General features: G+C 74.0%; 16 protein-coding genes. 11 read left to right on the forward strand and 5 right to left on the reverse strand.

Translation table 11 applies throughout. The annotated features are described in order from the left end of the window. Window positions 1-5: 5 nt before the first annotated feature. Complete coding sequence (locus FHU36_RS36265; RefSeq protein ID WP_185088555.1) at window positions 6-749, reverse strand: endonuclease/exonuclease/phosphatase family protein; 744 nt, start codon at window positions 747-749, stop codon at window positions 6-8. A gap of 220 nt (window positions 750-969) precedes the next feature. On the opposite strand from FHU36_RS36265, the gene FHU36_RS36270 reads away from it, so the two are divergent. From FHU36_RS36270 to FHU36_RS36285, 4 genes are all read left to right on the forward strand, one after another. Continuing rightward, window positions 970-2,658, forward strand: coding sequence for a serine/threonine-protein kinase (locus FHU36_RS36270; protein WP_185088556.1), 1,689 nt, complete (start codon window positions 970-972; stop codon window positions 2,656-2,658). An 8-nt stretch (window positions 2,659-2,666) separates the two neighbouring features. Further along, a complete protein-coding gene (locus tag FHU36_RS36275; protein ID WP_312892080.1) occupies window positions 2,667-5,531 on the forward strand; it encodes an AfsR/SARP family transcriptional regulator in 2,865 nt (954 codons plus the stop codon). A gap of 127 nt (window positions 5,532-5,658) precedes the next feature. After that, window positions 5,659-6,261 carry a hypothetical protein gene (locus tag FHU36_RS36280; RefSeq protein WP_185088557.1) on the forward strand — a complete coding sequence of 201 codons (603 nt, stop codon included), beginning with the start codon at window positions 5,659-5,661 and terminating at the stop codon, window positions 6,259-6,261. Beyond that, window positions 6,245-6,823 carry an OmpA family protein gene (locus FHU36_RS36285; RefSeq protein WP_185088558.1) on the forward strand — a complete coding sequence of 193 codons (579 nt, stop codon included), beginning with the start codon at window positions 6,245-6,247 and terminating at the stop codon, window positions 6,821-6,823. Before FHU36_RS36280 ends, FHU36_RS36285 begins: the two co-directional genes overlap by 17 nt. 15 nt (window positions 6,824-6,838) lie before the next feature. Here FHU36_RS36285 and FHU36_RS36290 read toward each other — a convergent pair whose 3' ends face one another. Then, the gene (locus FHU36_RS36290; protein WP_185088559.1) at window positions 6,839-7,915 is read right to left on the reverse strand and encodes a S1C family serine protease; all 1,077 of its coding nucleotides are present in this window, start codon (window positions 7,913-7,915) and stop codon (window positions 6,839-6,841) included. A 112-nt stretch (window positions 7,916-8,027) separates the two neighbouring features. Here FHU36_RS36290 and FHU36_RS36295 point away from each other — a divergent pair, with 112 nt between their 5' ends. Together FHU36_RS36295 and FHU36_RS36300 are read left to right on the forward strand one after the other, a co-directional pair. Continuing rightward, entirely contained in the window at window positions 8,028-8,900 is an 873-nt protein-coding gene (locus FHU36_RS36295; RefSeq protein ID WP_185088560.1) for a hypothetical protein, read from the forward strand. A gap of 62 nt (window positions 8,901-8,962) precedes the next feature. After that, entirely contained in the window at window positions 8,963-11,152 is a 2,190-nt protein-coding gene (locus tag FHU36_RS36300; protein ID WP_185088561.1) for an acyl-CoA dehydrogenase family protein, read from the forward strand. 108 nt (window positions 11,153-11,260) lie between these two features. On the opposite strand, the gene FHU36_RS36305 is transcribed toward FHU36_RS36300, so the two are convergent. Then, a complete protein-coding gene (locus FHU36_RS36305) occupies window positions 11,261-13,105 on the reverse strand; it encodes a hypothetical protein (RefSeq protein ID WP_185088562.1) in 1,845 nt (614 codons plus the stop codon). 103 nt (window positions 13,106-13,208) lie between these two features. Here FHU36_RS36305 and FHU36_RS36310 point away from each other — a divergent pair, with 103 nt between their 5' ends. The 5 genes from FHU36_RS36310 (at window position 13,209) to FHU36_RS36325 (ending at window position 21,303) form a co-directional block, all read left to right on the forward strand. Continuing rightward, entirely contained in the window at window positions 13,209-15,035 is a 1,827-nt protein-coding gene (locus FHU36_RS36310; RefSeq protein WP_185088563.1) for an MmpA family trehalose lipid delivery protein, read from the forward strand. A gap of 106 nt (window positions 15,036-15,141) precedes the next feature. Continuing rightward, on the forward strand, window positions 15,142-15,276 hold the full coding sequence (locus FHU36_RS45995; protein WP_281394582.1) for a hypothetical protein: 135 nt from the start codon (window positions 15,142-15,144) through the stop codon (window positions 15,274-15,276). 11 nt (window positions 15,277-15,287) lie between these two features. Next, window positions 15,288-16,091, forward strand: coding sequence for a glycosyltransferase (locus tag FHU36_RS36315; protein ID WP_185088564.1), 804 nt, complete (start codon window positions 15,288-15,290; stop codon window positions 16,089-16,091). Beyond that, window positions 16,088-17,224: a glycosyltransferase family 4 protein gene (locus tag FHU36_RS36320; protein WP_185088565.1), complete on the forward strand. Its 1,137-nt coding sequence runs from the start codon at window positions 16,088-16,090 to the stop codon at window positions 17,222-17,224. The genes FHU36_RS36315 and FHU36_RS36320 overlap by 4 nt, the downstream gene beginning before the upstream one ends. After that, a complete protein-coding gene (locus FHU36_RS36325) occupies window positions 17,221-21,303 on the forward strand; it encodes an alpha-(1->3)-arabinofuranosyltransferase domain-containing protein (protein WP_185088566.1) in 4,083 nt (1,360 codons plus the stop codon). Before FHU36_RS36320 ends, FHU36_RS36325 begins: the two co-directional genes overlap by 4 nt. Here FHU36_RS36325 and FHU36_RS36330 read toward each other — a convergent pair. Both FHU36_RS36330 and FHU36_RS36335 read right to left on the reverse strand, forming a co-directional pair. Then, window positions 21,230-22,462, reverse strand: a complete 1,233-nt coding sequence (locus FHU36_RS36330) for an acyltransferase family protein (RefSeq protein ID WP_185088567.1) — start codon at window positions 22,460-22,462, stop codon at window positions 21,230-21,232. The two genes, FHU36_RS36325 and FHU36_RS36330, sit on opposite strands and share 74 nt — an antisense overlap. Beyond that, entirely contained in the window at window positions 22,459-23,196 is a 738-nt protein-coding gene (locus tag FHU36_RS36335; protein WP_185088568.1) for a class I SAM-dependent methyltransferase, read from the reverse strand. The genes FHU36_RS36330 and FHU36_RS36335 overlap by 4 nt, the downstream gene beginning before the upstream one ends. Window positions 23,197-23,228: the final 32 nt, after the last annotated feature.

Genomic DNA, 23,228 nt, shown 5'->3' on the forward strand with positions numbered 1-23,228 from the left:
GCGGCCTACCAGTTGGGGATCTCCACGTCCACCTGCTGGCCGTCGTGGTCGGAGGTGGCCCCGTCGACCAGGACGGGCTGCCCGTTCATGGTGAAGGTCGGCGAGCCCGCGACGTGGTCGATGCGCGTGCCCGAGGGGGAGGTGCCGACGACCTTGCCGTCCTCGTTGACCGCGCCCGAGTAGACCGTGTAGCCCTCGGTCTTCAGGTCGTGGATGGCGTCGCCTGACGAGTTGATCTTCGGGTTGTCGCCGTGGTGGGTCACGACGTTGAGGTCGGCGCCCAGCAGCGACGGGCCGCGGTTCATGGCCTCGTGGAGCGTGTCGATCTGACCGGTGCGGACGAAGTCGTCGTACTCGTGCAGGCCGTGGCTGTGCACGTGGGCGCTGTAGACGTCGAAGCCCTTGCTGGCCTGGGCGAACAGCCGGTCGGCGATCTCGTCGTCCAACTGCTTGAACGCCTGGATGACCTTGCGCAGCCTGCTCTCGTCGGAGTCGATCACGCTGATGAGGATCTCCGCCAGCCCGTCGGCCGACGTCTGCAGGTCGGCGTGCGCGGAACTGGCCGCGGTGGCGTTGTTCGTGTCGCCGAACGCGTTGTTGCTGGGCATGTTCGGCACGGGGATGTAGGTGACGGCTCCGGGCCCCCCGGCCAGGGCCGTGCGCCCCTGCTCGACGGCCTTGCGGGCCTCGCCCACCTTGCCGGCCAGCTTGCCGACCTCGTCGAAATCCATACTCGCTTCGGCACCCATGGTCGTCAGCGTAGACCAGACGATCACCCAGGTGCACGGACAATCGGGACACTGCGGACGGGCGTCCGGGGCTCCGGCCCGTGTCCGTAACGCCGGGGTCGCTGATCTGATCCCCGTCCGGCACATCGGGACCGGTGCCGCCGGCTCGGGCCTTCTGCCGCGGAGTGCTGGACCCGGGGGGTCAGATCCGGTATGTCCGGACATGGCTAAGGTGGCTGCGATGACTGGGGACCGGATCGTGGGCGGGTACGTGCTGCGGCGCGTGCTCGGGCGGGGCGGCATGGGTGTGGTGCACCTGGCCAGCACCCCGACCGGCGGTCTGGCCGCGGTCAAGGTGATCCACCCGGAGCTCGCCCGCGATCCCGCGTTCCAGCGGCGATTCGAGCGGGAGGTGACCGCCGCGCGTCGGGTGGCGAGGTTCTGCACCGCTCCCATGCTGGACGCCGGGATCGACGGCGACACCGCCTACCTCGTCACCGAGTACGTCAAAGGGCCCGACCTGGCGCAGGCCGTGCGGGAGCAGGGGCCGCTGTCCGGCTCGAACCTCGACGCGCTTGCAGTGGGCATCGCCACCGCGCTCAGCGCCATCCACGGCGCGGGGGTGATCCACCGGGACCTCAAGCCCTCGAACGTCCTGCTGTCGCCGCTCGGCCCCCGTGTGATCGACTTCGGCATCGCGCAACTCGTGGACGCGGGGCCGGGCAGTCAGGTCAGCCAGGCGATCCTGGGGACGCCCGCGTTCATGGCGCCCGAGCAGGTGCGCGGCGAGCCGCTCGGCCCGGCGGCCGACGTCTACGCCTGGGGCGGGGTGCTGGCGTTCGCGGGCACGGGCCGGCTGCCGTTCGGTGGCGGGGCGCCGGCCGAGGTGCTCTACCGCATCGTCAACGAGGGCCCGTCGCTGGACGGGCTCGACGAGAACATGCGGGACCTGGTCGAGCGGGCGATGGCCAAGGATCCCCGGCTCCGGCCGACGGCCGAGCGGCTGCTGGCGGCTCTCGTGGGCGGCGGGGCGCTCACCCCCGCCCGCGCCACGGAGGTGGTCGAACGCACCTGGACCGGCCCCGTGATCCGTGGCGGGGCCGGCCCTGAGACCCGCACCGGCACTCCGAGCCCGAGCCCGAGCCCGAGCCCGGGCACGGGCCCTGCGCCCGGAGCCGCCACGACGGGCGGGCCCGGCGTGCTCGCGGGCGGTCCGGAGGCCGCGGCGAACGGCGCGCCGGGAGCCGCGGCGGATGGCGCGCCGGGTGGTGTGTCGGGCGGAGGCGGTCGGCGCAGGGCGGGCAGGTGGGTGGTCTGGGCGGTCGGGGTGGTCGCCGTGCTGGTGGCGGCGGCCGTGGGCGGCGTGCTCGTGCTGGAGCCGGAGAGCGGGCCGTACCGGGCCGACTTCACGGACGGCTGGGAGGTGGGGACCTCGCGGGCGGGCACGGCGCGGGCCGAGGGGACGGCGTACGTGCTGACCGTCGAGCCGGGCTGGCGGCTGTGGAAGTCGGCGCCCCGGCGCGAACCCGGCGGCGCCGTGGTCGTCAGCGCCGAGGTCCGGCCGGAACGGGGCGCGGGGGAGTACGGCGTGTGGTGCCACGGGGCGAGCGGGGGCGGCCGGTACGAGTTCGTGCTGAGCAGCGCGAACGAGGCGGCCATCGTCAAGCGGGCCGCGGGACGCCGGCCGGTGGTCCTGCGCGGCCCGGCGCCGGCGCGGATCGCGGACCCCGGCCGCGTCGTGGCCGAGTGCCGCCGCGACGCGAGCGGCGCGACGCTGCGCATGTGGCTGAACGAGGCGCTCATCGCCGAGGCCACCGACACGGACGACCCCCTGGGGCCGGGTGAGGCGGGCGTGCACGCGGCGCCGGCGGGCAGGCAGGGCCTGCGGGTGCGGTTCGAGTCGTTCGACCTCAAGCCGGTCGGCGGGTAGGGGCCACGGTGCGGGCGGAGCGGGTGCGGTTCGGGCTGCTCGGACCGCTGCGGATCGAGGCCGGCGCGCCGCCGGGCCCGGCCAAGCACCGGGCGCTGCTGGCCGCGCTGCTGCTGTCGGCGGGCAACGCGGTGCCGGTCGAACGGCTGATGACCCTGCTGTGGGACGACCGGCCGCCCGCCTCGGCGGAGCCGGTCCTGCGGGTGTACGTGAGCGCGCTGCGCAAGCTGGTCGACGGCATCGTGACGGTGCCCGGCGGCTACCTTCTGGCGGTGGAGGCCGACGAGGTGGACTGCCACCGGTTCGAGCGGCTGGTCGGCCGGGCGCGCCGGGCGAGGGAGGCGGGCCGCGTCGCGGAGGCGGCCGACGACTTCCGGGCCGCGCTGGCGCTCTGGCGGGGTGACGCGCTGGCCGACGTCGAGTCGTCCGCGCTGCGCCGCCTGCACGCCGTGCCTCTGCAGGAGCTGCGTCTGACCGCCGTGGAGGAGCGGGCGGAGCTGGACCTGCGGCTCGGCAGGGGCGCGGAGGTGGTGGGCGAGCTGCGCGCCCTCGTGGCGGCCTACCCGCTGCGCGAACGCGCGTGGGCGCGGCTGCTCGACGCCCTGTGCCAGGCGGGGCGCAGGCCGGACGCGCTCGCGGCCTACCAGCAGGCGCGCCGCCTGCTGGTGGACGAGCTGGGGCTGGAACCGGGAGAGGAACTGCGGGAGGCGCACCGGCGCGCCCTGGCGGCCGACCGGCCGGCCGCCGCACCGCGGCCTGTCCCGATCAACGAGACGCCGCCCGACATCAGCGACTTCACCGGGCGGACCGACGTGCTGGCCTGGATCACCTCCCGGACGGCCGGGCCCGGCGCGCCGCCCGCCGTCCTCGTGCTGCACGGTCCGCCCGGCTGCGGGAAGTCGGCCGTCGCCGTACGGGCGTCCGCGACGCCGAACCTGCCCGGCGGGCGGCTGTACGCCTCCCTGGCCGGCCGCCCGGCGGGCGCCGTGCTGGAGGACCTGCTCCGCTGCCTGGGCTGTCCGGACGGGGCCGTGCCGGTCGGGGTGGCGGAGCGGGTCAGGCTGTATCGGGGGATGACGGCCGGCCGGAGCCTGCTCGTGGTCCTGGACGACGCCGCCGACGAGGCGCAGGTACGGCCCCTGCTGCCCACCGGGCCCGGCAGCCTGACGATCGTGACCAGCCGCTCGCCGCTCGCCGGGCTGGAGGGGGCGCGGGCGTACGAGCTGGACGTCCTCGGTGCGGGCGAGGCGGTGGACCTGCTGGCCGCGGTGGCGGGGCGCGACCGGGTGGCCGCCGAGCCGGAGGCGGCCCGCCGCATCGCGCGCCTGTGCGGCGGGCTGCCGCTGGCGTTGCGCATCGCCGGGTCGCGGCTGGCCCGCAAGCCCGGGTGGACGCTCGACCACCTGGCCGGGCGGCTCGGTGACGAGCGGCGCAGGCTGGACGAGCTGAGCGCGGGCGACCTGGCCGTCCGGGGAAGCCTGGCCCTCGGGTATCAGGGGCTGGCCGAGCCGGAACGGCGGCTGCTGCGCGCGCTCGGCGCGCTGTCGGCGCCCGACTTCGCCTCATGGGTGTTCGGGGCGGACCTGGAGCCGCTGGCGGAGGCGGGGCTGCTCCAGTCACGCGGCCTGGACGAGGCGGGGCAGGAACGCTACGGCTGGCACGACCTGACCCGCCTCTTCGCCGCCGAACGGCTGGCCGAGGAGTCGGCCCCCGGACCGGACGTCGCGGCCGGAGGAGGAGAGGCGGGGCGAGGTCGGGACCTCGCGGCCGGGAGGGGAGCGGCCGGGCGGCGATGGGTGTTGGGGGAGGTGGCGGGTGGGGTGCTGGCCCGGGTGCGGCGGGCGCGGGCCGCGTTGCTGCCCGCCGAGCCCGGCTCCGGCCGTACCGTGGCCCGTACGGCGGAGAGCCTGCTGGAGACCGGCAGGCTGCGCGGCGAGGCGCGCTGGCTGAGCGCGGAGCGCAGGTTCCTGGTGGCGACCGTCGGCGACCTCCGCGCGGTGGGCCTGTACGAGGCGGCCTGGCGGCTGGCCTTCTACCTGACCCCGCTGTTCGAGCTGGGCGGGCACCACGACGACTGGCACGCCACCACCGCGACGGGCCTCGACGCCGCCCGGGCAGCGGGGCATCGGGAGGGTGAGGCGCTGCTGCTGCGCGGGCTGGCCGACCTGCACCGGATCGAGGGCCGGCCGCAGGCCGCCGCGGCGGCGCTCAGGGCGGCCCAGCCTCTGGTGGAAGGGCTGGAACTGGCCAGGATCACGCTGCGGCTGGGGCTCGTGGAGGAGCGGCCGGAGGCGGCCGAGCATGCCCTGACCAGGTGTCTGCGGGTGTTCGAGGAGGCCGGCGACCAGCGCGGCACGGCCGACGCGCTGCGCGCCCTGGGCGCGGTGCGGCGGGACCCCGCCCTGCTGGAGCGCGGCCGCGCCGCCTACCACGAGCTGGGCGACCCGCGTGGCGAGGCCGAAGCGCTGCTGGACCTCGCGCGGCTGCACCTGGACGCCCGCCGTCCCGGCCCGGCCCGCGAGTGCGCGGAGCGCCGGCTGCGCATCAACCGGCGTCTCGGCGACCGCCTGCCCGAGGCGGCGACGCTGCTCCTGCTGGCCAGGATCGCCACGTCGGAGGGCACACCCGAGACGGCCGCGGCCCTCGCGCGGGACGCCGTGGCCACGTACCGGGAGCACGGCGACCGCCGCCGCGCCGCGCACGGCATGCTCGTCCTGGCGACGGCACACCTCGACCTTGATGAGATTGATGAGGCGGTTGAGGTGATTGCTGCCGTTATGGGAGAGTTTGACATCCTTGGTGATGGCCGTGGCCGGGCGGAGGCCGAACGACTGGCGCAGGAGGCGCGCCGGCGTCGCGGCCGGTCCGCATAGGGGGCGGCCCACTCCACAGCCGCGACGTCCGGAGCGCTATGCGGATCCTGAAGGTCGCCGCACTAGCGTCGCCTCACGGGTCCGGACCTCCGGGCGCGTACCCCCGACAGTGAAGGTGAACCAAAAGATGCGAAAGACGATGGCGCTGGCCGTCGCGGCCGTCGCGCTGGCCGGCTGCGGGATGCTGCCCGCCCAGCAGGGCGCCGGCGGCGAGGAACGTCAGACGCAGGACAGCCGCCCGCCGACCGTCCAGTCAGAGACCGCCCCGCCCGTGGAGCCGGTCGCCTCCGCCACCCAGGAGCAGCCCGCGCAGGGCGGCGAGGTGATCGCGAGCCGGGAGACCAAGGTGACGTCGGGCGGGCAGTCCGGCGCGGCCCGCGCCGAGATCTCCGCCCTCAAGCGGCAGGGCAGGACCGTCACCCTCACCTGGACCGTCACCGCCCTGTCCGGCAGCGTCAACCTGCACAACGGCATGAGCACCGCGACGCTCGAGTACTCGGTGGACGCCGTGTCGCTGATCGACCCGGTGAACGCCAAGCGCTACCGCGTCGCCCGCAACGGCTCGGGCAGCGACGCCGAGTGCGTGTGCTCCGACACGCAGGGGCAGTTCCTGAAGAAGGACGAGACCTCCACGCTGTACGCGGTGTTCGCCGCGCCGCCGCCGGACGTCACCAAGATCAATGTCGAGATGCCCATGATCGGCGTGATCACCGATGTCCCGATCTCCTAGTGCCGTCCTGGCCGCCGCGGTTCTGACGGTGTCGCTCGTGGCGTCGCCGGCCGCCGCGGCGGCCACCCCGGTGCCGACCCCGCCTCCCGGCGTCACGGGCGCCGTCGAGGACCTGGTGCTGCCGGTCGAGGACATCATCGGCGAGGTCGAGTCGCTCGACGGCACCGAGAGCCAGAGCCGGCGCGGCACCGAGGTCACGGTCGCGCTGACCAGCGACGTCCTGTTCGCGGTGGACAAGTGGGTGCTGACGGCTCAGGCCAGGCGGCGGCTGGAGCAGGTGGCCGCCAAGGTGCGGACGGAGGCCGCCGGGGGCGTGGTCAGGATCGAGGGGCACACCGACGACCAGGGCGCCGACGCCTACAACCGCAGGCTGTCCCAGCGCCGCGCCCAGGCCGTGGAGCAGGTCATGCACACCCTGCTCGATGACACGGGGGTGACGCTCCAGGCCCGCGGGTACGGCGAGAGCCGCCCCAAGGCGCCCAACCTCGTGGACGGCAAGCCGGTGGCGAAGAACCGCGCCAGGAACCGCCGCGTGGAGATCGTCTTCGACGCCCGCCAGTGACCGGCCCCCGGCCGGTCACTCGCCCGGGAGCTGCCCCAGCGTCACCGTGACCGTCTCCCGCGAGCCGTCCCGCCGCAGCACCTCCACCTTGGCCTGGTCGCCGGGCTTGAGCGTGGTGAGCATCTCGGCCAGCGCGGCCATCGTGGGCGTGTCCTTGCCGTTGACGGCCACGATCACGTCGCCGCTCCGGACGCCCGCCTTCGCCGCGCCGCCATCCGGCTCGACCCCGGCCACGCCCGCGCCGATCGGCTGTCCGTCCGCGCCGACGACGGTGCTGCCCCGGATGCCGAGCGCGGCCCGGTGGGTGTTGGTGACCTTGCCGTCGCGGACGATCTGCGCGGCGATGTCGGTGGCGGTGTTGCTGGGGATGGCGAACCCGATGCCGGGAGCCGCCCCGCCGCCCAGCTCGGGGTCGGTGGCGGCGAGCGTGGGAATGCCGATCACCTGGCCCGCCAGGTCGACCAGGGCGCCGCCGCTGTTGCCGGGGTTGATGGCGGCCGAGGTCTGGATCGCGTTGGCGATCGTCGCGCCCGGTGACCCGGCGGTCTGCGGCTCGGTCACCGTGCGGCCGAGCGCCGAGACGATGCCGTTGGTCACGCTGCCCGACAGGCCCAGCGGATTGCCCATGGCCAGCACCATCTGGCCGACCCGCAGCTTGGACGAGTCGCCGAACCTGGCCGGTTTGAGCCCGTTCGGGTCGTCCACCTTGATCACCGCCAGGTCTCCGGCCTCGAAGCTTCGCACGAGCCGGGCGGAGCGTGGTTCGCCCCCGGTGGCGAGGGTCACCGTCATCGTGGTGGCCTGGCCGACCACGTGCGCGTTGGTCACGATGTGCCCGGCCGTGTCGTACACGATGCCGGACCCGAGCCCCACCCGCGTGTTGATCTGCACGATCGACGGCAGCACGTCGTTGATCACCTGCTGGAAGGTGGCCTCCAGCGGGAGCGCCGAGGCGGCCGGGCCGGTGGGAGAGGCCCCGGTGCGTCCGGTGTCCGAGGGCGAGGGAGACGTCGTGCCGGCCGGCTGCGGCGCCGAGCAACCGGTGAGCGGGATGACGACGGCGGCGACGAGCGCCGCGGCGATCTTCCTCATGGAAGGTACCTTCCCGGAGCGGCCGGAAGGACACGCCTTCTCCGCTGTTCGCACTGCTCAGCTCGCGAGCGGGGGGTGCGACGGAATCACCCGAGTGACGTAATCTCGACGCATGGCGGACGTCGGTGACCAGAGACCTCCCTTCGATGCTCCCACCACCCCGTTCCGCAAGGTCGTCGCCGAGGACGAGACGGCGGTGATCCCGCGCCCGGTCTCGCGGGGGCCTTTCGTGCCCACGTCGCCGCCGCCGAAGCCGAGCCTGCTCGGGCGCGTCTCGCTCAAGTCCCTCTACCTGATCGGCGTGTCGATCACGACCGTGGCGGCTCTCGTGCTGACGTTCCTGATCTTCTCGGGAGACGGATCCGGCGAGGGCGCGGATTCCCACGAGGTGGCCGGCCTGGCGACCGTGCCCGACGCCGCGACGCCCTCGGCGAGCGCGGTCGCGTTGCCGCCGGTGCCGGCCAAGAAGGCCCTGGCCGGCCTGTCGGGCACCGCGTCGGTGGTGGCCGGCATCGTCTACGACACCAGGAACGGCATCAGCTACCCCCGGCTGGGCGCGCCGTGGGCGAGCGTGACCCACAAGCCGTTCACCCTCGCCCAGCGCATCGGGAAGGCCACCGCACCCACCTCCGTGATCGGCTCGGCCCTGGTGCCCGGCGCCGCGCCGACGACCAAGCCGTCCAAGGACGCCGACTACCGCAAGCTGGCCGTGCGCGCCGCCACCTGGACGCTGACCCGGCAGTATCCCGCGGGAGCCAGGCTCACCTGGACCGCTTCCCAGCCCAACCCCGTGGGCGCCGGCTGGACACTCGGCTACCAGGTCACCTACACCGTCGCGGGCACGGAGCAGGTCTCGCAGGCCCTGGTCTCGGTGGTGGAGTCGGGCAAGGCGAAGCCCGCCATGCTCTTCGCCTCGATCCCGGAGAGCGGCAAGAAGCGTTGGCGCGACCTCAACACCCTCGCCGCGCGAATCCGCCCCATCTAGTATAGAAGCATCCTCTAGAATATGGTTCTGGGCATCACCGGGACCGGCTGGAGGATGTAGCGATGGCGATCGGGTTGAACGAGGAGCACGAGGCGCTCCGTAAGTCGGTGAGCGGCTGGGCCGAGCGGAACATCCCCGCCGAGCTGCTCCGCTCCGCCGCTGACGGGTCCGCCGGCGAGCGCCCGCCCTTCTGGGGGGGCCTCGCCGACCAGGGGCTGCTCGGCCTGCACCTGCCCGAGGAGGCCGGCGGGTCCGGCTACGGGCTGCTGGAGGCGGCGGTCGCGATCGAGGCGCTGGCCGAGCGGATGGCGCCCGGCCCCTACGTGCCGACCGTGCTGGCCGGCGCCGTCGTCCACGCCTCCAAGCGGCACGAGCTGCTGCCCGCGCTCGCCGACGGCACGCTCACCGGCGCGGTCGCGCTGACGGGCACGCTCACCGGCACCCGCGACGGCGACGGCGCGCTGGTCGTGTCCGGCACGGCCGAGCCGGTGCTGGGCGGCGCCCTGGCCGACGTGCTGGTGCTGCCCGTCTCCACCGCCGAGGGCGAGGAGTGGGTCGCGCTCGACGCCGCCGCCGCGACCGTCACCGCGCTGAAGTCGCTCGACCTGACCCGGTCGGCGGCCAGGGTCGAGCTGGCGGGCGTGAGTGTGCCCGCCGAGCGGGTGCTGGAGGGAGTCGAGCGCTCCGGCGTGCTCACCCTGGCGGCCATCCTGCTGGGGGCCGAGGCGACGGGGCTGGCGTCGTGGTGCGTGCGGTCGGCCGCCGAGTACGCCAAGGTACGCGTCCAGTTCGGCCGCCCGATCGGCCAGTTCCAGGGCATCAAGCACAAGCTGTCGCGGATGCTCGTCGCGCTGGAGCAGGCCCGCGCCACCGTCTGGGACGCCACCCGCGCCGAGGGCCCCGAGCTGGAGTACGCCGCCGCCGTCGCCGCCGTGATGGCGCCCGACGCGGCCGTCCTGTGCGCCAAGGACGCCATCCAGACCTTCGGCGGCATCGGCTACACCTTCGAGCACGACGTCCACCTCTACTACCGCCGCGCTCTGACGCTGCGCGCCCTGCTCGGCCCGTCCGCCGGGTGGGCTGCCACCGTCACCGCGCTGGCCCTGCGGGGCGTCGCCCGGGAGATGGAGATCGACCTGCCCGAGGACGCCGCGCCGCTGCGCGAGTCCATCCGCGCCGAGATCGCCGAGATCAAGGAGCTGGAGGGCGCGGAGCAGAAGCGGGCGCTGGCGGCGCGCGGGTTCGTCATGCCGCACCTGCCCAAGCCGTGGGGCCGCGCCGCCGCGCCGCTGGAGCAGGTGCTCATCGCGCAGGAGCTGAAGGCCGCGCGGGTCAGACTCCCCGCCATGATCATCGGCGCGTGGGTGGTGCCGTCCATCGTCTCGTACGGCACGACCGAGCAGCAGGAGCGCTTCCTGCCCAAGACGCTCAGCGGCGAGATGATCTGGTGCCAGCTCTTCTCCGAGCCGGGCGCCGGCTCCGACCTGGCCTCGCTGCAGATGAAGGCCGACAAGGTCGAGGGCGGCTGGCGGCTGAACGGCCAGAAGATCTGGACCTCCGTCGCCCACGTCGCCGAGTGGGGCATCTGCATCGCCCGCAACTCCTCCGAGGGCTCCAAGCACGAGGGCATCACGTACTTCCTCGTGGACATGAAGGCCCCCGGCGTGACGGTCCGGCCGCTGACCGAGATGACCGGCGAGAACCTGTTCAACGAGGTCTTCCTGGACGACGTGTTCGTGCCCGACGAACTGGTCGTCGGCGAGGTCGGCCAGGGCTGGAAGGTGGCGCGCAACACGCTGTCGAACGAGCGCGTCTCGCTGTCGTCCGGTTCCGGCGGCACCGGTGCGTCGGTGTCCGACCTGCTCGGGCTGGTCGGCCGGCTCGGGCGGGAGCTGACCCCCGCCGAGGAGCACCGGCTCGCGGAGGTGATCTGCGAGGCGCACTCGATCAACGCGCTGTCGCTGCGGGTGACGCTGAAGCAGCTCGCCGGGGCGGAGCCGGGAGCCGACGCCTCGGTGCGCAAGCTGCTGTCCACCTCGCACGCCCAGCACGTCTCCGAGGCGGCCGTCTCCCTGCTGGGGCCGGCGGCCGTGGTGGCGGCCGACATGTCGCTCGGCGACGCGGGCTACTGGAACCGGGCCGTGCTGGCCACCCGGGCGATGACCATCTACGGCGGCACGACCGAGGTACAGCTCAACATCATCGCCGAGCGCATGCTCGGCCTGCCCCGGGACCCCGAGCCCGGCAGGTGAGCGGCGGAGGCCGGGCCCCGGCGGCCCGGCCTCCCACGGGGCCTTCGGCGAGGTCCGGCCGCCTCGGCGGCGCGCGGCCCCGGCCCGGCACGGCGGCTCGGCGGTGGATCAGTGGCGGGTGGTCGCGACGGGCTGGAGCGGCGTGGGGGTGCCGTGCTCGGCGGGACGCGGCACGCCGACCTTGATCTCGCCGACGCACGCGGTACGGCCGTCCACCGTGCGGAGGGTCACCTCGGCGCCGCTGCCCGTCACCGTGGCGAACGTCCAGCCGAAGTCCTTGCCCGCGGGCACCAGCTCCAGGCCGCCGCCCAGCTCGACGGCGAGCCGGGTGGCCGCCGGGTTGAGGTAGCCGATCTGGACCGTCCACTCCCGGTGGGGCATCGGCAGCGGCAGCGGGAAGCGCACGCCCCGGCCCGAGACCGGTGTGCACCCGCCGCGCTGCGGGATCGTGAGTCCCTGGATCTCCACCGGCCGCAGGCGTCCCTCGGTGTCGAAGGCCAGCGGGTTGGTCAGCGTGCCGGTGAGCCGTCTGGCCCATCTCACCGGGTCGCCGGGTCGCTCCGGCGCGAGCGGGCCGAGCACCTTGGACACGCGCGCGTAGTCGTAGAAGAACTGGGGCTCGACCACCCTGTTCGGCACGTGGGCATCGAGGATGACGGCGCGCGCCGGAGCGCGCTGGAGCGCCAGGCGGCCGGTCTCGACGTAGCTCTTGACGTGCTCCCCGAGCGGCAGGCGGGTGTACGCGGCCACCGACCACACCGAGCCGGCCGCGACCACCGCCGCCAGCGGGATCCAGGCGTGGCGGAGCAGGGGCGGTGTGGCCGGTGGCCGCAGCCAGGGCCGTTCCTCGCCCTGGACCGGGATGAACGCCAGGCCGACGACCACGGCCAGCACGACGGCGCTGGAGGAGACGTACCTCAGCTCCATGCCGCCCAGGTCGGGGCCGAGCTGCACCACGCGCCCGATCATGACGGGCACCACGTCCGCCAGCACGAAGTACGCCAGCAGCGTCAGCCACGCGAGCCAGGCCCGCCGCCGGTAGGCCAGCGACACCGCGACGGCGACGGCCGCGACGCCGAGGGCGGCCCACATCAGCGGTGGGGGAGTGGCCGCGAGGGCGTAGTCCTCGGTGATCGGATGCCACCGCCACGGCCCGCCCAGCGCGGCGGGCACGAACGAGCCGCTCAGCAGCCTCCAGGCGAAGCTCGCGGCGACCGCCGGGTCGGGCAGCGCGGGCCGTACCGTGTCGTTGGTGAGCTGCACCGACGTGAAGAGCTGCCGGAAGAAGACCGCCGCGTAGACCGCGATCACGGCGAGGTAGAGCAGCCACGCGGGCCGGCGCCGGGCGCGCGGCAGCCACCCGAGGGTCAGCAGGAACGCGAGCACCAGGATGAACGGCGCCTTGACGTAGAAGACCATGCCGAGGACCGCCCACGCGACCGTGGCGAGCGCGTGCCGGAACCTCCCGGTCCTGGCGTAGAGCACCTGCGAGCCGAGTGCCATGGGCAGCGCGATCTGGTACGGCAGCGTCTCGATCACCACCGCCCACCACGACAGCGACGAGGTCGTCAGCGGCGTCAGCAGGTAGAGCGCCAGCGGCACCAGGATGGCAGGCCGGGCCCCGAACAGCAGCTTCAGCAGCCACAGCAGTGCCAGCCCGGCCGCGGCCTGCAGGCCGATGGTGATGGCGTGCGCCAGCACGTCGTTGTAGACGCCGAGGCGGCCCATCGCCCAGTGGACCGCGAACGGGCCCGGCATGAGGTGGCCGTAGTCGACGCGCATGAGGTAGTCCCAGGTCAGCTCCCGCTCCAGCCCGCGGGCGATGAACGTGAAGTCGTCCTGGCGGAAGTACGTCCGCCTGACCAGGTCGAACTTCCAGACGAGCTGCACGACGATCATCACGATGGCCGCCGCCAGCACGATCTCCCCGCGCTCTCTCGGACGCGTTCCCACCGTCTCCCCGCTTCGCCGCCCCGCCTGCCCCCTCTGTCGGGAAGAGTAACTAGATGGGGATTCGTGCGGAATGCCCGTTGTGTGGTTGTGATGTCATAGCGGGATGGTCCGCACCCCACCGCGAGCAGGGACGGCCGCCGCCCTGCTCGGCCTCGCCCTGGGCTGCCTGGCGCTCGGGCCGGCGCTGGGGTGGGGGTTCGTGCTCGTGCAGGACATGGTCTTCGTGCCCGACCCGGCGTTCTCCCGGTTCACGTTCGGGCTGGCGGGGGGCGCGCCGCGGGTGGTCCCCAGCGACGCCGTGGTGACGGCGCTGTCGTCGGTGCTGCCCGGCGAGCTGGTGCAGAAGGCGATCCTGCTCGGCGTCTTCGTGCTCGGGTGCTCGGGGGCGGCGAGGCTCGTGCCCGCGCCCGGCCTGGCGCCGCGGCTGGTCGCCGGGGCGTTCTACGTGTGGAACCCCTACGTGGCCGAGCGGCTGCTGATGGGGCAGTGGGCGCTGCTGCTGGGGTACGCGGGGCTGCCTTGGGTGGTGGCCGCGGCGTGCTCGGGGCGTGGCCCGGGGCGGACGGCCCTGGCGATGCTGCCGGCCGCGGTGGGCGGGTTCGCGGCCATGACGGTGACCGGCCTGGCGGCCCTGCCGGTCGCCGTGGCCAGGTCCCGTGCGTCCGCCGTGCGGGTGGCGGCGCTGCTGGTGGTGTTCAGCCTGCCGTGGCTGGTGCCCGCGCTGCTGCGACCGCGGACGGTGACGGGCGACCTGGTGGGGGTGGAGGCGTTCGCCGCCCGGGCGGACACACCGTTCGGGGCTGTCGGCAGCCTGCTGTCGCTGGGCGGGATCTGGAACGCCCACGCGGTTCCGGCCGGGTACGAGACGCTCGCGGGGGCGGTGGCGCGGCTGGTGCTCGCGGTGGCGGGGATCGCCGGGTTCACGTGCCTGGCGGGCTTCCGCTGTTCGGGCCGGTCCGGGAAGGCCGGGCGGGCGGAGACTGCGCGGCCAGTGGGGCCTGCGGGGTCGTCTGGGGTGATGGCGGGGTCGTCCGGGGAGATGGCGGGGTCGTCCGGGGCGGCGGGGGACGGGCGGGTGCCGTACCGGGTGGGGCTGGCGGTGGCGGCGGTGGCCGGGTTCGGGATCGCCTGCGCCGGGGTGAGCGAGCCGGGCCGGGCCGCGCTCGCCCGGCTGATCGGGGTGTGGGGCGGGTTCGCGGTGTTCCGGGACGCCCAGCAGTTCGTCGCCCCGCTGGCGCTGCTGGTGGCCGTCGGCCTCGGCCTGCTGACCGCCGCCGCCCAGTCGGCCACCCGGTCGGCCACTCAGTCGGCCACTCAGTCGGCCACTCGGTCGGCCGCCCAGCAGGCAGCCCTGTCCGCCGCCCAGCCCGCCGCCCGCCCGGTGGGGGACGCGCGACAGGGGCGCGTGCGGTGGGCGGGCGCCATGGCGCTGGTGCCGCTGGCGGTCCTGCCGACGCTGGCGTGGGGCGCGGCGGGTGCGCTGGAGGCGGTGCGCTATCCCCGCGACTGGACGGCCGCCCGCGAGGCGATCCGGCGCGACGGCGAGCCCGGCGACATCCTGGTCCTGCCGTTCGAGTCCTACCGCCGCTTCCCGTGGAACGGCGGCCGGGCGGTGCTGGACCCGGCTCAGAGGTTCTTCGCCGTCCCCGGCCGGGACGTCGTCGCCAACGACACCGTACGGGTCGGGACGCTGGTCGTGCCGAGCGAGGACGAGCGGGCCCGCACAGTAGAACGTGTACTAGAAACATCCTCGACAGCTCTGTCCGCACAGGGCTTCCGGTACGTGGTGGTGAACGCCGGTACCCCGGCCGAGCTGTCCTCAATCGCGGCGCGCCTGAATGCTGCTCGGATGATCATTAATGGCCCTGACCTGCGGCTGTATCGTTTCGATGGGCCCGTGGCGGAGGGTATGTCCGTATTCGGCTATTGAACGGTGAGTTTATTAAGATTTCGTTTAGCTACTTCCGAGTAGCAAGAATTGGTTCTAGGTTGGTGTACCGCCCCTGATGTACGCCGTGCCCGAGGAGGAACCCCCCGTGATCAAGATCCTCTTGGCAGCGATCATAGGCGTCGCCGTGGCAGCGCTCGTGGCGACGGTCACCACCGTCTCCTTCACGGGCGCCACCGCGACGCCGGTCAACCAGCCGCTCTACAACTACGGCGACCGGTAGAACCAGCCGCCATGCCGCCCTCCCTCCAAGGGGACGAGAGGACGAGTCGACGACCACTGCTCGAGATCGTCATTCCCGCGTACAACGAGGAAGGACGACTCCCCGGGGGGCTCTTGCAGCTGTGCGCGAAGCTTGCCCGCATGCCGTTCCCGACCGCCGTCACCGTCGTCGACAACGACAGCACGGACGCCACCGCCGAGATCGTCAGGACCTGGCCGCGGGGACCGGTGCCGGTCCGCCTGGTCGAGTGCCCGATCCCCGGCAAGGGCGCCGCCGTCCGCGCCGGGCTGCTGCAGACCCGCGCGCCCTTCGTCGGCTTCTGCGACGCCGACATGGCCACCGACCTCAGTGCGATCGACGTCGCCTTCGGCCTGCTGCTCACCGGTGAGCGCGTGGTCGTCGGCTCGCGGGCGCACGCCTTCTCCGACGTGGAGAACCGGCACAGCCGCATCCGCGAGCTGGGCGCCGTCGGCTTCCGCTCGCTCGCCAAGGTGCTGGTGCGCGGGGTGAGCGACACGCAGTGCGGGTTCAAGTTCTTCGACGGCCCGCTCGTCCGCGAGGTGGCCGCCCGGCTGCGCACCCCCGGCTTCGCCTTCGACGTCGAACTGCTCGCCCGGTGCGCCGAGCGCGGCGCGAGCGTCCACGAGATCCCGGTGCAGTGGCGCGACATGCCCGGCTCGCGCTTCTCACCGGCCCGGCACAGCGCCGGCATCCTGCTGGAGCTCGGCAGGATCTGGCTGACGCTGCGCACCGAGCCGCGCACCGCCGCGCGGCCCGCCTGGGAGCCGCCGCTCGACCCCGTCGGATATCCGTGAACGTAGCCGTCGTCAACTGGCGTGATCCGTGGCATCCGGCAGCCGGTGGCGCCGAGACGTACGCCTGGGAGATGGCCCGCCGCCTGGCCGCGGCGGGTCACCGGGTCTGCTTCGTCACGGCCCGCGCCCCCGGCCAGCGGGCCGCCGAGGGGATCGACGGGGTGCGGATCGCCCGCATGGGCGGCGCCTTCACCGTCTACGGCCGGGTGCTGCTGTGGCTGCTGGTCCGGCGCGACCTGTTCGACGCGGTGCTCGACTGCCAGAACGGCATCCCGTTCTTCACCCCGTGGGTGCTGTCCCGCCGTACCCGGGTGATCTGCGTCGTGCACCACGTGCACGACCGGCAGTTCGGCGTGCACCTGCCGCGCTGGCTGGCGGCCGTCGGCAGGTTCCTGGAGGGGCCGGTCTCCCGCCGGACCTACCGGCGGCACGACAGCGTGGCCGTGTCGCCCTCGACGGTGACCGCCATGCGCGAGCGACTCGGCTGGACCGGGCCCATCCACATCATCCCCAACGGCGTGACCGTGACCACCGCGCCGCCGGTCCGGCGGAGCCCCGCCCCGCGCCTGGTCTGCGTGGGCCGGCTCGTCGCGCACAAGCGGGTCGGCCTGCTGCTCGACGCGGTGCCGGAGCTGCGGCGGCGCTGGCCCGGCCTCACCGTGGACGTCGTCGGCCGCGGCCCGGAGGAGGCGGCGCTGCGCGCCCGGCTGCCCGAGGGCGTCACGCTGCACGGCTACCTGTCCGAGCCGGACAAGGAACGCCTCATCGCCTCCGCCTGGCTGCAGGTGACCGCCTCACAGGGCGAGGGCTGGGGGCTGTGCGTGCTGGAGGCCGCCGCGCTGGGCGTCCCCACGCTCGCCTTCGACGTGGACGGCCTGCGCGACGCCGTACGGCACGGCGAGACGGGCTGGCTCGTGCCCGAGAGCGCCGACGGCGCGGACGGCGCGGTCGACCTCGCCAAGGGCATCGCCGCGGCCCTGGATGAATTGCACGACGAACTGCACGACGGGCGGCGCGAGGCCTACGCCGCGCGATGCCGCGACTGGGCGGCCCGGTTCCGCTGGGACCGCAGCGCCGGACACCTGGCCGCCCTCATGCTCGGACGGACCCCGCCCGCCTGGGAGGAACGGTGAGCGAGAAGGTACGACATCGGCTCTGGCTGGCGATCTGCTGTCTGGGTTTCGCCGTCCTGTCCTTCACCACCGAGCCGGGCAGCGTCATCGGCGACACCAAGATCGACCTGGCGCTGAACCCGGTCGGCTGGCTGGAACGCGCCGCCCACCTGTGGGACCTGCAGCACTTCGGCCAGCTCCAGAACCAGGCCGCCGGCTACCTGTTCCCGATGGGCCCGTTCTTCGTCCTCGGCGACCTGCTCGGCGTCGCGCCGTGGGTGACGCAGCGGCTCTGGCTGACGCTGCTGCTGTGCGTGGCGTTCCTCGGCGCCGAACGGCTGGCCGGGCAGCTCCGCATCGGCACGCCCGGCACCCGGGTCGTGGGCGCCCTGGCGTACGCGCTGGCGCCGCGCGCGCTGTCCATCCTCGGCGAGATCTCGATCGAGTGGCTGCCCGCCGCGATGCTGCCGTGGATCCTCGTCCCGCTGCTCACCGCGACGGAGACCGGCCAGCGGGCCCGCGGTGCCATCAGGTCGGGGCTGGCCGTGGCCCTGTGCGGCGGCGTGAACGCGGTGGCGGTGCTGGCCGTCCTCGTCGCCCCCGTGGTCTACATCCTCACCCGGCCCAGACCGGTGCCGCGCTGGCGGCTGCTCGGCTGGTGGACCGGCGCCGTCGGCGTGGCCACGCTGTTCTGGTGGCTGCCGCTGCTGCTCGTCGGCCGCTACGCCTTCTCGTTCCTGCCCTACACCGAGAACGCCTCCACCACCACGCAGGTCACCTCGCTGACCAACGTGCTGCGCGGCGCGTCCGACTGGGTGCGCTACCTGACCGTCGGCGGCGTGCCGGAGCAGCCGCCCGGCTACGCCATCGCCACCGCGGCCGGCATGGTCGTCGTCACCGGGCTGCTCGCCGCGCTGGGGCTGGCCGGGCTGGCCCGGCGCGACCTGCCCGCGAAGGGCTTCCTCGCCGGGCTGTTCCTCGTGGGCGTGGCGGCGCTGGTCGCCGGGCACGTCAGCGCGCTGGAGCCGATCGTCGCCGAGCCGGTGCGCTGGCTGCTCGACGGGCCGCTCGCGCCGCTGCGCAACCTGCGCAAGTTCGACCCGCTGGTGCGGCTGCCGCTGGCCCTCGGGCTGGCCCACCTGCTGGCCACGGTCGCCGGGCGGATCAGGGTGCCGGTCCGGGCGGTCGCCCTGGTGTCGTTCGCCGGGCTCGTGCTGCCCGTCTTCAACCAGGGCCTGGCCGCGCCCGGCGGGTTCAAGGAGGTGCCGCTCTACTGGCGGCAGGCGGCGGCCTGGGTCAACGAGAACGCGGGCGACGACGGCGTGCTCATCGTGCCCGGCGCCAAGTTCGGCGAGTACCTGTGGGGCCGGCCGATGGACGACCCCATGCAACCGATGTTCCAGGCCCGCTGGACCACCCGCCAGGTCACCGCCGCCGGGTCCGTCGGCATGACCCGGCTGCTCGACGCCGTCGACCAGCGGCTCACCGCCGGGCACGGCTCGGCCGGGCTGACCGAGGTGCTGCGCCGGATGGGCGTGCACTACCTGCTCGTACGCAACGACCTCATGCGCGCCCACCTGCAGGGCGCCTGGCCGACCAGGATCCACGAGGCGCTGCGCGAGTCGCCCGGCATCACCCGCGTGCGCTCGTTCGGCGGCGAGGTGGGCGACGCCTTCACCGACGACGTCGTCGACTCCGTCGACTGGCCGTTCCCCGCGCTGGAGCTGTACGAGGTGACGGGCGGCGCCGAACTGGTGAGCGTGCAACCGGCGGGCGAGGCGCTGCGCGTGCGCGGCGGCCCGGACTCGCTGCTCACCATGGGCGACCTCGGCCTGCTCGGCACCGGCCCCGTGCTGGTCAACGACGACGCCCCCAAGCACGAGGTCCCGGCCGTGGTGACCGACGGGCTGCGGCTGCGCGAACGACAGTTCGGCGAGATCCGGACGAACTGGACGCCCACCCTGCCCGCCGAGCGGCGGGCCGACTTCACCGGCGTCAGGGAGCTCGACCTGCTGGACGAGGCGTGGGTGGACGAGGCCGCCACCGCCGAGTACGAGGGCATCTCGGCCATCACCGCCTCCTCCTCGGTCGCAGACGCCGACGCCGTCGCCGGGCTCAGCACGCCCGGACGCGGCCCGTGGGCGGCCATGGACGGCGACTACGAGACCGGCTGGGAGAGCGGCGGCTGGACCCGCCCCCAGGGCGAGTGGCTCCGCGTCGATCTGCCCCAGGAGCGGCAGATCCCCCGCTTCCAGGTGGTCTTCACCAACAACGTGCTGCTCGGCCAGTCGATCAAGCGGGTGGCCGTGGAGACGGCCGCCGGCCGCCTGGTGCAGGACGTCCGGCAGACCAACGACCCGCAGTGGCTGCGCGCCCCGCAGGGGGCGACGAGCTGGCTGCGCATCGAGGTCGTGGAGACGCACGGCAAGAGCTGGAGCTTCGTGCAGCGCGTCGGCATCAGCGAGATCACCGTCCCCGGCGTGCTGCCGGGCCGGACGATCCGGATGCCCGGCGAGGGCGGCGAGGTCTTCGTGATGGACCGCGGGCTGGACGGCCGCCCGCAGTGCATGCGCAACCGCGACCGGTGGATCTGCAACCCGCTGCTCGCCCGGCCGGACGAGGAGGGCGCCGGCTTCGACCGGACCTTCACCAGCGAAAGCAAGCGCCCGGCCGACGTGCGCGGCACCGCCGTGCTGCGTGACGCCGCGCTGGTCGACCGCTACACCCGCCTCAGCGAGGACCTCACCAAGGTCGAGGGGTCGTCGCAGGTCAGCAAGGACGCGGTGGTCGCGCCGCGGTCGGCGTTCGACGCCGACGCCGCCACCACCTGGATCCCCTCGCCCAACGACGGCGACCCCACGCTCACCCTGAGCTGGAAGGGCAGGCGCACCGTCTCCCGCCTCCAGGTCGCCCGGCCCGGCGGCGACCGGCAGCCGCTCGACATGATCGTGGCGGGCGACAAGGGGGTGCTGCGCAGCGGCCGGGTGGACGCCCACGGCGTCCTCACGTTCAAGCCCATCACCACGAGCCGGCTCAAGCTGCGCTTCTACCCGGTGTCGCGGCGTCTCCAGGTCACCGAGCTGATCATCCCCGGGGTCAGCCCGGCGAGCCGCCCCGAGGGCCTCCCGTTCCGGCTGGCCTGCGGGCGCGGGCCGCAACTGCAGATCAACGGCAAGACGGTGCAGACCCGGGTCAACGGCACCTACGCCGACCTGCTCGAACAGCGACCGGTGCGGTTCACCGGCTGCTCGAAGGCGGCTCTGGTGGCGGGCGACAACCGGGTGCGCGCCGCCGGCTGGGACCCGTTCGGCGTCACGAACCTCGTCGTCGGCAAGCTGCCCGAGCAGCCCGCCCCCGTCGAGGGCGGCGCCGCCGCCGGCGCCTGGTCGCCGTCGGTGCGCGAGGTGCGGGTGAATGCGCCCAAGGACGCGTTCCTCGTCGTCAACGAGAACCACAACGCCGGCTGGCAGGCCACCATCGACGGCCGGACGCTGCGGCCCGCCCGGATCGACGGCTGGAAGCAGGCCTGGGAGCTGCCGGCGGGCACCTCGGGGACCGTGCGGCTGGAGTACACCCCGGACCGGCCCTACCGGCTCGGGCTCGGCCTCGGGCTGGCCGGGATCGCGCTGCTCGCCGTCCTGTCCCTCGTCATGCGCGGGCCGCGCCCCGAGCACGTGCTGGAGACGGCGCCCGCGGCCGCCTCCCGCCTGTCGCGCTGGCGGGTGCCGTACGCGATCGCGCTGGGGCTGGCGTTCGGCGGCTGGGTGGCGAGCTGGCCCGGCATGGCGGTCGTCCTCGCCGCCGTGGTGGCCGGCCTGTGGCTGCGGGCGCGCGGGCCGGCCACCCGGTCGGCCAGGCCGTGGCTGGTGGGGCACTGGGTGGCCGCCGCCCTGTTCACCGGGGCGACGGCGTCGCTGGCCCTGGCCATGGCGTTGCGGGACTACGCGACCGACGTGGAGCCGCTGGCCGACCACGTCCCGCAGCTCCTCGCCTGCGCCGCCATGGGCGTGCTGTTCGCCCAGTTCGTCACGGAACAGGAGCCGCCGGACGTGACGCCGGAGCTTCGGGAGGCGGAGCCGGTGCTGACGAGCGCCCGGTGAGCCGCAGGGCGTTCTCCTCGATGAGGTGGTAGCTGGCCACGCTGACCAGCATCGTGCCGGCGAAGGTCAGGATCGCCACCTTCACGAAGTCGCCGCTGAACGCCTCGGTGCCGGTCGCCTTGTAGTACAGCGTGATCACCGGCGCGTGCCAGAGGAAGAAGCTGTAGGAGATGCGGCCAAGGTAGGCGGTCACCGGGTTGCCCAGCACGCGGTGGCGCAACGAGTCGTGCCGCGAGGCCAGCGCGAACGGCGCCACCACGAGGACGGCCACCGCGGTCTCCAGCGCCATCCGCCACAGCGACTGCCCCATGTCGGGCAGGGTGAGGGTGCGCGGCCCGGCCAGCTCGGTGCTCAGCACCACGTACATCAGCAGCGCCAGCACGAGGAGCTGCGGCGCGAGCGCGTCCACCGCCCTGTGCTCCTTGATCCACACCGACAGCACCGCCATCGCCATCCCGGCGGCGAAGTAGATGAGGTGGTGCGGCAGCCACAGGGCGAGCTGCGGCTGCTCCAGCGTGTGCGTGAGGACCACGCTGAGCACCGAGACGACCGGCAGCACGGCGATGCCGGCCAGCAGCCGCAGTGGCCGGTTGGCCGCGGGCCCGCCCAGGCGCGTCCAGCGGTGCAGCAGCCAGGCCAGCGCCGGCAGCACCACGTAGAACGCCATCTCGATCGGCATCGTCCACATCTGGTACAGGCCCTCGGGCGCCCGGCCCTGCTCGAAGTAGTTCTGCAGCAGGAGGAGCCAGGTGGCCCAGTCGGCCCAGTCGAGGGTGCTCCAGCTCCATGCCGCCAGGGCGAGCACCGTGACGACCCAGTAGGCCGGCATCACCCGGAGCGCGCGGCGCCACAGGTACCGGCCCGGCCGGGGCGCCGGCGAGTCCAGCAGGACGGCCTTCGCCCACGGCCGGTAGAGCAGCAGGCCGGAGAGCAGGAAGAAGATCGGGACGGCGATGCCCAGCCGCGTCGTCATCCAGGCGAACATGCCGTCGCGGTACATCACGCCGGTGTTGCCGGCGACGTGCAGCACCCAGACGCCGAGCGCGGCCAGGGCGCGGATGCCGTCGAGGGCGGTGTCCCTGCGCGCGGGCTCGGTCAGCGGCGCCGGCTCGACGGCGGAGCCGGTCGGCGGGGTGGGCTCGACGGCGGGCTCGTTCACGGACGCCGCGGGGGGCGCTTTCTCAGGACCAGGACCAGGTTCCACGTGGCGAACTCCCTGACGATCGGGACCTTGAGCATCGGGCGGTACCACCAGGGCAGGTAGCGGGGGAAAGCGTCGACCAGCTCCACCTGCCGCTCGCGGGCGGCCCAGCGCAGGCCGTCGGCGACCGAGACGGGGTAGAGGCTCAGCCCATAGTGGTTCTTCGGTGGCTTGCCGTACTTTTCCTGATATTTCTGGGCAGCTCGGTGGCCGCCCAGGTAGTGCCAGGGCGACGTCTCGTGTCCGCCCCAGGGGGAGAGCCAGTTGGTGTACGCGAGGAAGACCAGCCCGCCGGGCCTGGTCACCCGGACCATCTCCGAGGCCATCCGCCACGGCTCGGGCACGTGCTCCAGCACGTTCGAGGAGAAGCAGACGTCCACGGTGGAGTCCTGGAGCGGCAGGTCCAGGGCGCTGCCGAGCAGGCCGCCGCCGGGCGCGCCCTGTCCGGCCAGCTCGCCGGCGTCCACGTCCACGCACACGCACCGCGCGCCGTGGCGGCGGAACTCCGTGGCGAAGTATCCTGGGCCGCCGCCCACGTCCAGCACGAGCCGGTCGGCGAGGTCCGTGTACTGCCGCAGCAGCGTGGCGGTGTCGGCGGCGAGGGTCGTGTAGTAGCCGTCGCCGTCGCTCTGCTCGGAGCGGAACGCCCGGAACAGCCGGATGGACCGCGCCAGGTCGGCTCGCCTGGACATATTTCCCGCTTTCATAGGGAAGCCACGATAGA

The sequence above is a fragment of the Nonomuraea muscovyensis genome, from assembly GCF_014207745.1.
In the GTDB taxonomy this organism is placed as follows: domain Bacteria; phylum Actinomycetota; class Actinomycetes; order Streptosporangiales; family Streptosporangiaceae; genus Nonomuraea; species Nonomuraea muscovyensis.

What these genes read in the sequence shown, in the direction of transcription:
- FHU36_RS36265 (WP_185088555.1), bottom strand. Translation starts at nt 749, where the DNA reads ATGGGTGCCGAAGCGAGTATGGATTTCGACGAGGTCGGCAAGCTGGCC.
- FHU36_RS36270 (WP_185088556.1), top strand. Translation starts at nt 970, where the DNA reads ATGACTGGGGACCGGATCGTGGGCGGGTACGTGCTGCGGCGCGTGCTC.
- FHU36_RS36280 (WP_185088557.1), top strand. Translation starts at nt 5,659, where the DNA reads ATGCGAAAGACGATGGCGCTGGCCGTCGCGGCCGTCGCGCTGGCCGGC.
- FHU36_RS36285 (WP_185088558.1), top strand. Translation starts at nt 6,245, where the DNA reads ATGTCCCGATCTCCTAGTGCCGTCCTGGCCGCCGCGGTTCTGACGGTG.
- FHU36_RS36290 (WP_185088559.1), bottom strand. Translation starts at nt 7,915, where the DNA reads ATGAGGAAGATCGCCGCGGCGCTCGTCGCCGCCGTCGTCATCCCGCTC.
- FHU36_RS36295 (WP_185088560.1), top strand. Translation starts at nt 8,028, where the DNA reads ATGGCGGACGTCGGTGACCAGAGACCTCCCTTCGATGCTCCCACCACC.
- FHU36_RS36300 (WP_185088561.1), top strand. Translation starts at nt 8,963, where the DNA reads ATGGCGATCGGGTTGAACGAGGAGCACGAGGCGCTCCGTAAGTCGGTG.
- FHU36_RS36310 (WP_185088563.1), top strand. Translation starts at nt 13,209, where the DNA reads ATGGTCCGCACCCCACCGCGAGCAGGGACGGCCGCCGCCCTGCTCGGC.
- FHU36_RS36315 (WP_185088564.1), top strand. Translation starts at nt 15,288, where the DNA reads ATGCCGCCCTCCCTCCAAGGGGACGAGAGGACGAGTCGACGACCACTG.
- FHU36_RS36335 (WP_185088568.1), bottom strand. Translation starts at nt 23,196, where the DNA reads ATGTCCAGGCGAGCCGACCTGGCGCGGTCCATCCGGCTGTTCCGGGCG.